Genomic DNA, 13,084 nt, shown 5'->3' on the forward strand with positions numbered 1-13,084 from the left:
TCGTTGGCAAGCAGAATTATCCTGATTGCAGCGTTTTGCCTCTTTCTCTGCCTGTTCATACGCAACATCAATCAATAAGGAGGAAGGATGTTAGCCGACATGCTCATCCGCATCGCGTTAGCCGGAATACTGGGCGGACTGATTGGCCTGGAGCGCCAGATGCGCGCTAAAGAAGCGGGCCTGCGCACCCACATTCTGGTCGGCATTGGCAGCGCCATGTTCATGCTGGTGTCAAAATATGGCTTTGCCGATATGCTGACTAACGACCATGTGGCGCTGGATCCCAGCCGTATTGCGGCGCAGGTGGTCAGCGGCATGGGCTTTCTTGGCGCCGGCACCATCATCATTCAAAAGCAGATTGTGAAAGGCCTGACGACCGCCGCCGGCCTGTGGGTGACCGCCGCGATTGGCCTGGTGATCGGTAGCGGCATGTACGAAATCGGTATTTACGGCACGGTGCTGGCGCTGGTGGTGCTGGAAACGTTCCGCCGAATCAGCCACTGGCTGATTGGCCGCCATCACACTCTTATCGTCCATCTCAAAGCCAAAAGCGTACCGCTGGTGTTGCTGGTACTGCAGCGCGAAAATTTGCGCTATGGCCACATCGCTGTAGTCAATCGTAACGAAGAGAGCGGCCTGTGCGAGCTGAGCGTTGAGGTGACGTTGTCACGCAGATTTCCTATGCACAGCATTTATGACAAAGTGATGGAAATCAAAGGCGTGCAGTCGCTGGAAATGGTTTGACTGCGCTGGCGCTGGCGGGTTAACCGCTGCCGTGGAGGGAAGATAAAAAGCCCGGCACTGAAGGCCGGGCGGCTGGGTTAGCAGGGTTTGAGTTGTCCAATCGCCATTTCAACAGCGCGATTGGGCGCGCCGGTTAATTCCCGATAGCGCAGTTGCAGGTTCCGCAACTCGCTGGCCAGCACCTCTTTTTCGGTAGCGGCACCGCGCTGCGCCAGTTCCAGATAGCATTGCCCCACCAGCCGGCACGCCTCCTCAAACACCATATCGTACGTTTGCATTATTCCTCTCCTCACCTTTAAAAACTAAAAAAAGCGCTGAATCCATCCTGTCAGCGCAGTGAGAAGAAATCTTTACCCAGATCAATAAATATGCAGTTACCGCTGGCAAAATGTGCGCAATGGTAGCCGACTGCGGCGCTGCGTGATTAAGACGGATCCTTTTTGTCGTCATCGCTGGCGCTGCTCACACCGGTAATACCTTCCAGCGCCTGCTGGTTGATGACATCATCGGCGCTGTCAACCGCACGCGAAATCGTCAACAGATCCTGGAACTCGCTCAGCAGAATAGCGGCGTCCGACTTAAGCATATCGTCAGCCTCGGCTGACTCAATCACCATGTTGATGGCTTTGTTGGCGCTTTCAATAACTTCAGTGACACCGCCTTTCTTACTGACGGCCAGTACCAGCGCACCGATCAGCAGCGACTGAGCCTCAACGCGCGCGGTCAACTGCTTGGTGGTGGCATCAATTTGTGAAATCTTCGCCAGCATGCTTAACACAACATTTTTCATCGCTTATTCCTCCCTGGGGAAGCAGGCAGTGTACCGCTTGCCAAATCCGCGACAAACTAAAAATTGTGAATAGCGCAACAGGTCTCTGAGCGCGATCGCGCGGCGCACAGAGCGCATCACTGGCAAACCCATAAATCGTGCTGGAATTTGGCGCTGTAATCCGTACCATACGCCACAGACTTTTCCTGCTGACTGCGGTCAGCCGGCACCCATAAAGGCCAGCGCAGCGACCCACAGCGTGCGCGGACACGGTTAATGCAGGCCTGACCAGGGCCGCATCAACGCGACATCCGCAGCTGACCAGCGATCACCGAGACCGAAATTCATGTCTGAACATCAAGAAGTTAATAAAAAAGAGCAGTACAACCTGAACAAACTGCAGAAGCGCCTGCGCCGTAACGTCGGTGAAGCGATTGCGGATTTCAACATGATTGAGGAAGGCGATCGCATCATGGTGTGCCTGTCCGGCGGTAAAGACAGCTACACCATGCTGGAAATTCTGCGTAACCTGCAGCAGAGCGCGCCGGTCAACTTTTCGCTGGTGGCAGTGAATCTTGACCAGAAACAGCCGGGATTCCCGGCACACGTGCTGCCGGCTTACCTCGACACGCTGGGCGTGGAGTATCAGATCGTCAACGAAGACACTTACTCCATCGTTAAAGAGAAGATCCCGGAAGGCAAAACCACCTGCTCGCTCTGTTCGCGCCTGCGTCGCGGTATTCTTTACCGTACCGCCACTGAACTGGGCTGCACCAAGATAGCCTTAGGTCACCACCGCGATGACATCCTGCAGACGCTGTTCCTCAACATGTTTTACGGCGGCAAGATGAAAGGCATGCCGCCAAAACTGATGAGCGATGACGGTAAACATATCGTGATTCGCCCGCTGGCCTACTGCCGCGAAAAAGATATCGTGCGATTCGCCGAAGCGCGCCAGTACCCTATCATTCCGTGCAACCTGTGTGGTTCACAGCCGAACCTGCAGCGCCAGGTGGTTGCCGATATGCTGCGTGACTGGGACAAGCGCTATCCAGGCCGCATTGAAACCATGTTCAGCGCCATGCAGAACATCGTGCCATCACATATGGCTGATATTAATCTGTTTGATTTTAAAGGCGTTAAGCATGGTGATGCGGTGGTTGACGGCGGGGACATTGGTTTCGATCGCGAATCGCTGCCAGCGCAGCCAGTCGGCTGGCAGGCTGACGAGGACGATCAGCCGGACCTGAGTGCTCGCCTCGACGTGCTGGAAATTAAATAACGCGGTGACTTTGCAACATAGAGGCGCGTCGCTCCGGCAACGCGCCTTTTTTATTAGCGGTGCGGCGGAGGATCGCTAATCGGCGGAAATTCAGGATCGTGCGGCGGCTCAGGCTCGGGAATGGGCTGCGGTTGCGGCACGGGTTCGGGAATCGGTGGCGGATCGGTCGGGATAGGTTCGCTGGCGTGAATCATGCGCATGCCGTTCTCCTGTTCGCTGAATGTCTGTTAAGCATAGGAAAGGATGCGGCAGCAAGCCAAACGGCAAAAAAAAGCCGGCGGATAAGCCGGCGTCGTACGAATCAAATGTGCTATGCAGTAATTCAAAAAAAGGAAGTAAGACAATATGGAGCGCAACGCCCATCGCTTGACGTTGCATTCACCTGCGGGAGAGAGTTTGCCCCGGTTGGGCTATGCGCTTATTGATGTCGATCAGGTTTTTTCCGCTTTTCTCCCCTGCACCGCCACAATTATCCGTTCATGAGCTGCAGATAACCCCCTGATAACATCACAGCCAGTTGCGGCGTTTCAGCCACAGCGCGACCCCCAGCACCATCACCAGTAACAACCCGCAGAACATGGTAAAGCCGTGCGGCCAGCTGCCACCGGGAATGCCACCGAGATTGACGCCAAACAGCCCGGTGAGAAACGTGGCGGGCAGGAAAATCATCGCCATCAGCGACATGGTGTAAGTGCGCCGGTTCATGGATTCCGCCAGCAGCGAGGCCACTTCATCCGCCAGAATGCCGGTACGCGCCACGCCCGCATTGAGGTCATCCAGCCCGCGCCCCAGCCGGTCCGCGACATCCTGCATGCGGCGGCGATCGTCATCGCTCATCCACGGCAGTTTCTCGCTTGCCAGCCGCGCATAGACATCACGCTGCGGCGCCATATAGCGGCGCATCACGATCAGCTGTTTGCGCAGCAGCGCCAGTTCACCGCGCGCCGGGACCTGCTGATCCATTAGCGCATCTTCCAGCGCGATAATTTTATCGTGCATCTCTTCAATGAATTCGCTGGCGTGATCGGTGAGCGCATCGCAGACGTCCACCAGCCAGCTGCCGCCGTCCACCGGGCCGTTGCCGTTTTGCAGATCGGTCAGCACTTCATCGATGGCATACACTTTGCGACGGCGGGTAGAGACAATCAGCTTGTCATTGATAAATACCCGCATCGCCACCAGCTGGTCCGGGCGCGAATCGGCGTTATGATTCACGCTGCGCAGCACGATCATAAAGCCGTCACCGAGGCGCGTCACGCGCGGTCGCATGCTGTCACCGGCCAGCGCATCCCGCACCGCATCAGGGATCAGGGGCGTATGCTGCAACCAGTCAGCGCTCTGCCGCTGGGTGTAGTTCAGATGCAGCCAGCAGTGACGCTCGCAGTTGATGACATCTTTATCTTCAATGGCGATAACGCCACCCTTGCCGTCGAACTGGCAGGCGACAATCGCATCCGACACCTGCAGCGCTTTTCCTTCAATGACGTTCACGTACTCGCCTCACTAGCAAAAACAATACGATACAGTCTAGCGCGGCGCGGGACAGTTGCAATTACCAGGGTGTGAGTAAAAATGACAGCGCAACCGGGTCGTTCACCGCCCTCCGTGGCGGTTCAGCGTCAGTGTTTCTCAATCCACAATTCCCGGCTGTAGGCAACGTCTTCCGGATTAGTGATGGGATAGCCCTTAACCCATGGCTTGATCAGCCGCCCGTTGGTGTACTGGTAGATCGGCGCAATCGGCGCCTGGTTAGCGATGATCTGCTCGGCTTTGTTGTAATCGGCATTACGCGCCGCCACGCTGGTTTCATTGCTGGCTTTACTGAGCACCGCATCATATTCCGCGTTACTGAAGCGGGAAATATTGCCGCTGTGGCTGGCGGTCAGCAGGCTGAGGAAGGTCGACGGCTCATTGTAATCGCCCACCCACGAAGCGCGAATCACATCGAAATTACCGCTGTTGCGGCTGTCGATATAGGTTTTCCACTCCTGGTTCTGCAATGTCACGTCAACGCCGAGATTCTTTTTCCACATCGAGGCCACCGCAATCGCAATTTTCTGGTGACTTTCAGAGGTGTTATACAGCAGCGTCAGGTGCAGCGGTTTAGCCGGGCCGTAACCGGCGGCGGTCAGCAGGGCTTTGGCCTGCGCATTCAGTTCCTGCTGGCTGTGCTGCTGCAGATAGCTCTGCTGCGGCGTGAAGCCGGCGGTGACGTCCGGTGTGAAGTGCCATGCCGGTTTCTCGCCGGTGCCCAGCACTTTTTCCGCGATGATGCGGCGGTCAATGCTCCATGACAGCGCCTTACGCACCCGCACATCCGCCGTCGGCCCTTTCTGGGTATTAAACGCGTAGTAGTAGGTGCCAAGCTGATCCGGCGTATACACCTGCCCCGGCAGCTCTTTTTTCAGCAGGCCGTACATATTTTTCGGGAAGGATTCCGTGATATCGATATCCCCGGCGCGGTAACGCTTGGTGGCGCTGGATTCTTCATTGATGGGAATAAAGGTCACTTTCGTCAGTACCGAATGGGCGTTATCCCAGTAGTGCGGGTTACGCACCAGCACAATCTTTTCGTTAACCACGCGCTCCTGCAATTGATAAGCGCCGTTGCCTACCAGCTTACCCGGCGCAGTCCAGCCATCGCCGTTTTGCCCGATGACCTTTTGCGGCACCGGGAACATGGCCACGTTAGCCACCATGCTGGGGAACCACGGCAGCGGACGTGACAATGTCACCTTCAGGTGCGTTTCATCGGTCGCCACCACGCCCAGTTTGTCCGGGCTCATCTGCCCTTTGGTGATGGCTTCAGCATTCTCAATGCCGCTCAGCGCGGCAAACCAGGCGAAAGGCGAGCTATTTTTGGGATCGACCAGACGTTGCCAGCTGTAGACAAAATCCTGTGCGGTCACCGGTTCACCGCTGGACCAGCGCGCATCTTTGCGCAGCGTAAACAGCCAGGTTTTGTTGTCATTGCTGCTCCAGCTCTGCGCAACGCCCGGCACGATTTTACCCTGCGCGTCCTGGTTGGTCAGCCCTTCAAACAGATCGCGCAACACCTGAATCTCCGGCAGACCGACCGCTTTGAGCGGATCAAGCGAGGCTGGTTCATCTTTGATATGGCGCACGATTTCCTGGCTGCTGGCCAGTTGCGCCCCGGCTGGCACACTGGCGGCATAGGCGGATGAGAGAGCGCTGCTGATGATGAGCGCGGCCAGCGTGGTGCGGAAAGTTAGTTTCATCACGACTCCTTGACCCGAAAAAAGGGCGACGGCCAAACCAATGCGTCGCCAGCAACTTTTCGCACTTTATCGCAAATCGCTGATTGATAAATAGCTATTTCCCCGTCTGCTGTTTACCGTTATGTTGAGGCTGGATGGCAGCTCACAATTTTTGCGGCTGAACGCGATGCATGACAGAGAGGAAAGTTATGTCGACACACCACCCGCGCCCGCTGCGCGGTAAGCTGGACGCCGTCTGGCAACAATATGGACATTCGGTGCTGGGTGCGCCGCTGCTGTGGTTTCCGGCACCGGCGGCCGACGAGGACAGCGGACTGATTATCGCCGGCACCCACGGCGATGAAAACGCGGCGGTGGCCACGCTCTCTGCCGCCATGCGCACGCTGCCGGACACGCTGCGGCGTCATCATGTGATTCTGGCGGTCAATCCGGATGGCTGCCAGCTCGGGCTGCGCGCCAATGTCAACGGTGTTGATCTCAACCGCAACTTCCCTGCCGCCAACTGGCAAGCGGGCGATACTGTCTATCGCTGGAACAGCATGGCCGACGCGCGCGATGTGCTGCTCTCAACCGGAAACGCACCGGCGTCAGAGCCGGAAACCGCCGCACTGTGCCAGCTGATTCATCGTATCCGGCCGCGCTGGGTCGTCTCCTGGCACGAACCGCTGGCCTGTATTGACGATCCACACCATAGCCCGCTGGCCAGCTGGCTGGCGGAACAAACCGGTCTGCCGGTGGTGAGCAGCGTCGGCTACGCCACGCCGGGCTCGTTTGGCAGCTGGTGCGCCGATCTCAGTCTGCCCTGCATCACCGCCGAAATGCCCGCCATCTCGGTGGACGAAGCCACCGAGGTGTATCTTGATGCGATGATCAACCTGCTGCGCTGGCAGCCGTCGTCTTAAGCACGCCGTGCGAGAAGTGCAGCGACGGTTCCACATCGGCCGCCAGCCACGTCGGACCGTCGAGGTCAGCAAACGTAGCCTGCGGCGTTAACGGTAGCGCGGCGCGAATGGCGCGCGAGGTACACAACATACAGCCCAGCATGATGGCAAATCCCTGCGCGCGCGCGGCCGTGGCCAGTGCCAGCGCTTCGGTCAGCCCACCGGTTTTATCCAGTTTGATATTCACCATGTCATAGTGCCCGTGCAGGGCTGCCAGACTGTCGCGCGTGTGGCAGCTCTCATCCGCACAGATCGGTAGCGGATGGATAAAATGGGCCAGCGCCGCATCCTGCGCGGCAGGCAGCGGCTGCTCCAGCATCGCCACCTGCAAATCCGCCAGCAGCTGGCAGCGCGCCGCCAGCCCTTCTGCCTGCCAGGACTCATTGGCATCGACGATCAGCGTGGCGTCCGGCACCGCACTGCGGATCGCCACCAGCCGTTCGCTGATCAGATGGTTATCCAGCTTAATTTTCAGCAGGCGCGCGCCGTGCTGCCACAGCGCCAGCGCGCTGCTGGCCATCGCTTCTGGCGTATCAATGCTGACGGTATGCGCCGTGACGATCTCCTGTGCCGGCACCGCTTCACACAGCGCCGCCAGGCTGGTGCGCTGCTGCTGGCGCTCCAGATCCCACAGCGCGCAATCAATCGCGTTGCGCGCGGCACCGGCCGGCAACGCCTGTTGCAGCGCCGCACGCGTCATGCCGTTTTGTAACGCACCAAGCTGTGAAGCAATCTGCTGCAGCACCGAAGCCTCACTTTCGCCATAGCGCGCATAGGGCGTGGCCTCGCCAATCCCTTTGAGGCCATCCTGCTCAATCTCCACCACCACCACGTGCGCCTCGGTGCGGCTGCCGCGCGAAATAACAAACGGCGAGTGCAGCGGCCAGGCTTCCGGATAACTTTTCACTGTTCTCATACTGACTCCTCAAATCCATGACGTCATAACGTGCTGGTGCAGCTCCACGTTGAATTAGGCTCGTAAACCCTTAAAATTTATGTCATAAACAAACGCTATACCTGTTCTGGTGGGGTTAACGCCAGATATTTCATCGTTAAAAGGAAATTGTATGTCGCAGAATGTTCACTTTCAGGGCAATCCGGTGCCGGTTGCCGGCCACTTCCCGCAGGCTGGCGAGCAGGCAAAACCGTTCAACCTGGTAGCGAAAGATCTCAGTGATGTGTCCCTTTCTCAGTATGCAGGCAAACGCAAAGTTCTGAACATTTTCCCAAGCATTGATACCGGCGTGTGTGCCGCGTCGGTGCGCAAATTCAACGAGCGTTCTGGCGAAGCTGACAACACCGTGGTGCTGTGCATCTCTGCCGATCTGCCGTTTGCGCAGTCGCGCTTCTGCGGCGCCGAAAACGTCAACAACGTAGTGACCCTGTCTACACTGCGCGGTGCAGAATTTATTGAAAATTACGGCGTCGCGATTGCCGATGGCCCGCTGAAAGGCCTGACCGCCCGCGCGGTGGTGGTGCTGGATGAGAACGACAAGGTGCTGTACAGCGAGCTGGTGAATGAAATCACCGAAGAGCCAAACTATGAAGCGGCACTGGCAGCGCTGAAGTAAGGCTACTGCTGATAAAAAAGCCGTCTGTCACAGACGGCTTGTTCATGCAGAACGCGGATTATTCGCCTTCGCTGCGTTTCTGACCGAGGCCATATTCGCGCAGCTTGTTGGCAATCGCGGTGTGTGACACCCCAAGGCGTTTCGCCAGTTTACGCGTGCTGGGATACGACAGATAGAGACGAGTCAGCACTGAACGCTCGAAACGGCTGGTGATTTCATCCAGCGACCCTTCCATTGCCTCTTCGCCCAGCGACACATCCAGCGCCTGCTCCGGCAGCACGATATCCTGCGGACGCAGTTCATAACCTTCCAGCTGCGTGAGCGCGCGATACAGCGCATTTTTCAACTGGCGCACGTTGCCCGGCCAGTTATAGCGCGTCAGGAACGGCGTCAGCTGCGGAGACAAACGTGGGCGCGGCAGCCCCTGCTCATCCGCGAAGCGCGCCACAAACATTTCGGTAAGCGGCAGAATATCCAGCGGACGTTCGCGCAGCGGCGGCAGATTCAGCGTCAGCACGTTCAGACGATAGAACAGGTCTTCGCGGAACTCACCGCGCTGCACCAGCTCAATCAGGTTCTTTTGCGTGGCGCAGATCACGCGCACATCCACATGCACTTCATGATCTTCGCCGACGCGGCGGAAGGTGCCATCGTTCAGGAAGCGCAGCAGTTTAGTCTGCATGCGCGGCGACATCTCGCCGATTTCATCCAGCAGCACCGAGCCGCCGTTCGCCTGCTCAAAGAAGCCCTTCTTCCCTTCCAGCGCGTTGGGATACGCGCCCGCCGCGTGACCAAACAGCTCGCTCTCAGCAACGTCATCCGGGATCGAGCCGCAGTTGAGTGCCAGGAACGGTTTTTTACCGCGAGCGCTGCGCAGGTGGCAGGCGCGCGCCAGCATATCTTTACCGGTGCCGGTGTCGCCGACAATCAGCAGCGGCGCATCGTGCATCGCCAGCTTGCGCGCCTGGTCGATCACCTGACGCATTTTCGGCGTCACCGCCACGATGTGATCGAATTCGGAGTCATCGGTGACGCTGAGGTTCTGCAACTGCCGCCCCATGCGCGCGGTGGATTTCAGGGTGATCATCGCGCCTACCGGCTGGTCGTTCTGCTCATCTTCCTGCGCCAGATAGATCGGGCGCGCTTCCATGAGGAAATCACGCCCCTGGATCACCACATGCTGCGCCTGCGCGTCAACACGTTCACTCTCCAGCCAGCGCTGGAAATTAAAGCCGGCAATCAGCGTGCCGGCGTTCTGATTACGGATCTTCTGTTCGTCGAGATTAAACAGGTTCTGCGCCGCCGGATTCGCCAGTTCGACTTTACCTTTCAGGTCGAGGGAGAACACCGGCTCGGGCATCGCCACCAGCAGCGCGCTCAGCGCGCGATGTTCACGTTCAGACGGCATGAATGACACGGTACGGACATCTGTCACGCCCGGTGTACGGCGAATCTCCGCCATCAGGTTACTGAATGCGTCAAATTCCAGCGCAGAAAAGTTGAGGTAGATGCGGCCCAGCGAGGCAATTTCAATGCCGCGCAGGTCAATATTACGGGCAACCAGCAGGTCGAGTAGCTCGCGCGCCAGACCGATACGGTCCTGGCAGAAAACTTCCAAACGCATTGCGATGAGCCTTAGTCAGGTTTTGATTTTAGAGATAATACGCTAACTTGCAGCGCCTCAGAAGGGTTCTGTCATGAAAAGTTGACACTCTGAGGCCGGTTACGAAGAGAAGTGTAGCGGAACAACCAACAATAATCCCGCCAGAAATCACTCTGAGCACAGATAATTTCACCTTTCACGCCATCGGCAGCGTGAAAGGCAGACAAGGTGAGATTATTTAGCAGCCTGACCTGCTTTCTCACCGCTTTTGGCCAGCGATTCTTTAAGCTGTCCCACCAGTTCACGGCGGAAATCGCCGAGCCGCGGTTTGTCCTCTGCCAGCCACGGCAGCGGACGGCATAATTCCATCGCTTTGATCCCCAGCCGGGCGGTGAGCAGCCCGGCACCGATGCCCTGCGCCGCACGCGCCGAGAGACGGGCAGCGATGTCCTGCGACATCCAGTCCATACCGACTTCGCGCACCAACTCTGACGCACCGGCAAACGCCATATTCAGCAATACCAGCCGGAACAGCCGGATGCGGCTGAAGTAGCCGAGTTCAATGCCGTAGATGGCCGCGATGCGGTTCACCAGCCGCAGGTTACGCCAGGCGATAAACGCCATGTCCACCAGCGCCAGCGGACTGACGGCAATCATCAGCGTCGATTCTGCCGCGTGGCGGCTGATTTCGCGCCGCGCCTGACGGTCCAGCACCGGCTGCACCAGCTGGGCATACAGCGTGACAATTTCGCGGTCGTTATGGGTTTCGTGCAGTGCCGCGTGCCAGCGCTGCAGTGCCGGATGCGCCTGATCCAGCTGCGCCTGGCGCGCAAGCTTTTCACAGAACGCCCGGCCTTTGCCGATGCCGTGGCTGGCCAACAGCTCACGGCCCACGTCCCGCTCTTCCGCCCGCTGACGCAGACGATACAGCCGACGCCATTCGCCAATCAGCGCGCCCGCGCCAGCGGCGACAATCAGCCCACCGGCCACGCCGCTGCCCAGTGCAAACCAGTCGCGCGTCAGCCAGGCATCGTGCAGCCACTGGGCGCCCTGCGCCACCACGCTGATGCCAAAAATACCCAGCCCGACGCCCACCATTTTGCGCCACAGGCTGCGCTTTGGCCGCAGCGCGGCTTCCACCACTTTCTCGCCGGCGCCCTCTTCCAGCGGCTCCGCGTCAGGCGTCACCAGAAACCCCTGTTGCGCGTCGCTGCTAAAGTTGTGCGCCGCGCGCAGGGTCGGCTCCACAGGCTCCTGCAGCGGGCGGGCAAAATCTATCCGAGGTTTGAGTGGCGTTTCATCGCTCATCGCAATTTATCTCCCAGTAAAAATTCCAGCGCAGCATCCATGCGGATATGCGGCAACGGCCGATCGACATCCAGCTGCTGCGGCCGGAACTGTTCAAACTGAAACCCCTGCTGCTGCCAGAAGCTGTTGCCCGGCAGGCGCGGCGGTACTTCGCCCGGGTAAAAGGTCAGCGGCTCACCGTCGGCAAGGCGATGACCGCGCAGCGCCGGTAATTTTTCTCCGCGATGATCCACCAGCCCGCTCTCGGTCGCCTGCACCGACGCCAGCCCCAGACAATCCATGCTGATGCCTTCAAACGCGGCGTTCTGCCACGCGTCCTGTACCAACTGCTGCAGCAGCGACACCATATTGGCGTGCTGATCGGCAGTGATGTGATCGGCCTTAGTGGCGGCAAACAGCAACTTATCGATGACCGGCGAGAACAGACGGCGGAACAGCGTGCGCTGGCCATAGTGAAAACTTTGCATCAGCTGGGTCAGCGCCAGCCGCATATCATTGAACGCCTGCGGTCCACTGTTGAGCGGCTGCAGGCAATCGACCAGCACGATCTGACGATCGAAGCCCAGGAAGTGATTTTTATAAAACCCTTTCACCACATGCTGACAGTAGTAGTGGAAACGCTGCTGCAGCATGGCGAAATTGCTGCCGGCCGGCGCCTGCAGCAGCTTGCCGGCCTGCTGTTCATCGACGTTGGGCCACGGGAAAAACTGCAGTGCCGGCGCGCCAGCCATGTCACCCGGCAACACAAAACGTCCCGGCTGGATGAAGTGTAATCCTTCGGTTTTGCACTGATGCAGGTAGTCGGTCCAGGCCGCAGCGATCTCCGCCAGGCGGTTTTCATCGGCGGGCGCGAACGGGTCGAGATCGGCGCTCAGGCTGTGCCAGCGCGCGGCCCACTGCTGACGATCGCCCTGCAGCAGGCCGACCATCTGGCGTGACCAGCTGAGATAATCCTGCGCCAGCATCGGCAAGTCGAGCAGCCACTCGCCGGGATAATCGACAATTTCGAGGTAAAGGGTGGCGGTATCTTTGAAATGGCGCAGCAGAGACTGATCCGGCCGGTAGCGCAGCGCCAGGCGCATTTCGCTGACGCCACGCGTCGGGGTCGGCCACATCGGCGGCGTACCGTACAGCTGGGCCAGCCCTTCGTCATAGGTAAAGCGCGGCGTGCCCAGCTCACGCTGGGGAACGCGCTTCACGCCCAGCAGCCGCTCTTCGCGCACCACGGAAAACAGCGGCAGACGCGCGCCGCTGTGGACATTGAGCAGCTGGTTAACCAGCGAGGTGATAAATGCGGTTTTGCCGCTGCGGCTCAGGCCGGTGACGGCGAGGCGCAGATGACGATCCACGCCGCGGTTCATCAGCCCCATCAACTCATTTTGCAGTCTTTTCATCGCTCTCCCTGATGAAACGTGCTGACAGGCGGTTAAACGCCTTGCTCAGCAACGGTTCCAGGGCGGCCGCCAGCAACAGGCGCAGCGGACGGCGCGCCACCGATTTCACTGCCCAGCCGGCCAGGCCGCCGGGCGCATAGGTTACTGCACTGATGATGATGAATTTTCCCGCCGACTTCAACGCAGGCGTTGCGCGGCGGCGCAGAGCAGTTAAACGTTGCGTATGCATAGCG

At 58.7% G+C, this 13,084-nt stretch carries 14 protein-coding genes; 4 read left to right on the plus strand and 10 right to left on the minus strand.

Going from position 1 to position 13,084, the window contains the following annotated elements; translation table 11 throughout:
* Positions 1–87: 87 nt before the first annotated feature.
* The gene (locus H7K56_RS01710) at positions 88–744 is read left to right on the plus strand and encodes an MgtC/SapB family protein (protein WP_021506125.1); all 657 of its coding nucleotides are present in this window, start codon (positions 88–90) and stop codon (positions 742–744) included.
* Between the two features lie 77 nt (positions 745–821).
* Here H7K56_RS01710 and H7K56_RS01715 read toward each other — a convergent pair whose 3' ends face one another.
* Together H7K56_RS01715 and iraP are read right to left on the minus strand one after the other, a co-directional pair.
* On the minus strand, positions 822–1,022 hold the full coding sequence (locus H7K56_RS01715; protein ID WP_010618426.1) for a DUF2767 family protein: 201 nt from the start codon (positions 1,020–1,022) through the stop codon (positions 822–824).
* 146 nt (positions 1,023–1,168) lie between these two features.
* The gene (iraP, locus tag H7K56_RS01720; protein WP_010618425.1) at positions 1,169–1,534 is read right to left on the minus strand and encodes an anti-adapter protein IraP; all 366 of its coding nucleotides are present in this window, start codon (positions 1,532–1,534) and stop codon (positions 1,169–1,171) included.
* Between the two features lie 325 nt (positions 1,535–1,859).
* Between iraP and ttcA the strand changes: the two genes are divergently transcribed.
* Positions 1,860–2,795 (plus strand): tRNA 2-thiocytidine(32) synthetase TtcA, encoded by a 936-nt coding sequence (gene ttcA, locus H7K56_RS01725; protein WP_150361048.1) that lies wholly within the window; start codon positions 1,860–1,862, stop codon positions 2,793–2,795.
* Between the two features lie 53 nt (positions 2,796–2,848).
* On the opposite strand, the gene H7K56_RS01730 is transcribed toward ttcA, so the two are convergent.
* From H7K56_RS01730 to H7K56_RS01740, 3 genes are all read right to left on the minus strand, one after another.
* Complete coding sequence (locus tag H7K56_RS01730; protein WP_021506127.1) at positions 2,849–2,995, minus strand: hypothetical protein; 147 nt, start codon at positions 2,993–2,995, stop codon at positions 2,849–2,851.
* A gap of 307 nt (positions 2,996–3,302) precedes the next feature.
* Positions 3,303–4,286: a zinc transporter ZntB gene (gene zntB / locus H7K56_RS01735; RefSeq protein ID WP_021506128.1), complete on the minus strand. Its 984-nt coding sequence runs from the start codon at positions 4,284–4,286 to the stop codon at positions 3,303–3,305.
* A 128-nt stretch (positions 4,287–4,414) separates the two neighbouring features.
* Positions 4,415–6,034, minus strand: a complete 1,620-nt coding sequence (locus H7K56_RS01740) for a peptide ABC transporter substrate-binding protein (protein ID WP_150361049.1) — start codon at positions 6,032–6,034, stop codon at positions 4,415–4,417.
* A gap of 188 nt (positions 6,035–6,222) precedes the next feature.
* Here H7K56_RS01740 and mpaA point away from each other — a divergent pair, with 188 nt between their 5' ends.
* Positions 6,223–6,936: a murein tripeptide amidase MpaA gene (gene mpaA, locus H7K56_RS01745; protein WP_141495471.1), complete on the plus strand. Its 714-nt coding sequence runs from the start codon at positions 6,223–6,225 to the stop codon at positions 6,934–6,936.
* On the opposite strand, the gene ycjG is transcribed toward mpaA, so the two are convergent.
* On the minus strand, positions 6,905–7,891 hold the full coding sequence (gene ycjG / locus H7K56_RS01750; RefSeq protein ID WP_150361050.1) for an L-Ala-D/L-Glu epimerase: 987 nt from the start codon (positions 7,889–7,891) through the stop codon (positions 6,905–6,907). The two genes, mpaA and ycjG, sit on opposite strands and share 32 nt — an antisense overlap.
* 151 nt (positions 7,892–8,042) lie before the next feature.
* Here ycjG and tpx point away from each other — a divergent pair, with 151 nt between their 5' ends.
* A complete protein-coding gene (gene tpx, locus H7K56_RS01755; RefSeq protein WP_058780606.1) occupies positions 8,043–8,546 on the plus strand; it encodes a thiol peroxidase in 504 nt (167 codons plus the stop codon).
* A 58-nt stretch (positions 8,547–8,604) separates the two neighbouring features.
* On the opposite strand, the gene tyrR is transcribed toward tpx, so the two are convergent.
* The 4 genes from tyrR to pspD form a co-directional block, all read right to left on the minus strand.
* Positions 8,605–10,170, minus strand: coding sequence for a transcriptional regulator TyrR (gene tyrR, locus H7K56_RS01760; protein ID WP_021506133.1), 1,566 nt, complete (start codon positions 10,168–10,170; stop codon positions 8,605–8,607).
* A gap of 213 nt (positions 10,171–10,383) precedes the next feature.
* Positions 10,384–11,457, minus strand: coding sequence for a YcjF family protein (locus tag H7K56_RS01765; RefSeq protein ID WP_150361051.1), 1,074 nt, complete (start codon positions 11,455–11,457; stop codon positions 10,384–10,386).
* The gene (locus H7K56_RS01770) at positions 11,454–12,851 is read right to left on the minus strand and encodes a YcjX family GTP-binding protein (RefSeq protein ID WP_150361052.1); all 1,398 of its coding nucleotides are present in this window, start codon (positions 12,849–12,851) and stop codon (positions 11,454–11,456) included. Before H7K56_RS01770 ends, H7K56_RS01765 begins: the two co-directional genes overlap by 4 nt.
* Entirely contained in the window at positions 12,832–13,080 is a 249-nt protein-coding gene (gene pspD / locus H7K56_RS01775; protein ID WP_021506136.1) for a phage shock protein PspD, read from the minus strand. The genes H7K56_RS01770 and pspD overlap by 20 nt, the downstream gene beginning before the upstream one ends.
* Positions 13,081–13,084 lie beyond the last annotated feature (4 nt).

It is taken from the genome of Pantoea dispersa (genome assembly GCF_014155765.1).
Lineage (GTDB): Bacteria > Pseudomonadota > Gammaproteobacteria > Enterobacterales > Enterobacteriaceae > Pantoea > Pantoea dispersa.

Bases quoted from the DNA above. Each gene is read 5' to 3' on its own strand.
- H7K56_RS01710 (WP_021506125.1), top strand. From the start codon at position 88: ATGTTAGCCGACATGCTCATCCGCATCGCGTTAGCCGGAATACTGGGC.
- H7K56_RS01715 (WP_010618426.1), bottom strand. From the start codon at position 1,022: ATGCAAACGTACGATATGGTGTTTGAGGAGGCGTGCCGGCTGGTGGGG.
- iraP (WP_010618425.1), bottom strand. From the start codon at position 1,534: ATGAAAAATGTTGTGTTAAGCATGCTGGCGAAGATTTCACAAATTGAT.
- ttcA (WP_150361048.1), top strand. From the start codon at position 1,860: ATGTCTGAACATCAAGAAGTTAATAAAAAAGAGCAGTACAACCTGAAC.
- H7K56_RS01730 (WP_021506127.1), bottom strand. From the start codon at position 2,995: ATGCGCATGATTCACGCCAGCGAACCTATCCCGACCGATCCGCCACCG.
- H7K56_RS01740 (WP_150361049.1), bottom strand. From the start codon at position 6,034: ATGAAACTAACTTTCCGCACCACGCTGGCCGCGCTCATCATCAGCAGC.
- mpaA (WP_141495471.1), top strand. From the start codon at position 6,223: ATGTCGACACACCACCCGCGCCCGCTGCGCGGTAAGCTGGACGCCGTC.
- ycjG (WP_150361050.1), bottom strand. From the start codon at position 7,891: ATGAGAACAGTGAAAAGTTATCCGGAAGCCTGGCCGCTGCACTCGCCG.
- tpx (WP_058780606.1), top strand. From the start codon at position 8,043: ATGTCGCAGAATGTTCACTTTCAGGGCAATCCGGTGCCGGTTGCCGGC.
- tyrR (WP_021506133.1), bottom strand. From the start codon at position 10,170: ATGCGTTTGGAAGTTTTCTGCCAGGACCGTATCGGTCTGGCGCGCGAG.
- H7K56_RS01765 (WP_150361051.1), bottom strand. From the start codon at position 11,457: ATGAGCGATGAAACGCCACTCAAACCTCGGATAGATTTTGCCCGCCCG.
- H7K56_RS01770 (WP_150361052.1), bottom strand. From the start codon at position 12,851: ATGAAAAGACTGCAAAATGAGTTGATGGGGCTGATGAACCGCGGCGTG.
- pspD (WP_021506136.1), bottom strand. From the start codon at position 13,080: ATGCATACGCAACGTTTAACTGCTCTGCGCCGCCGCGCAACGCCTGCG.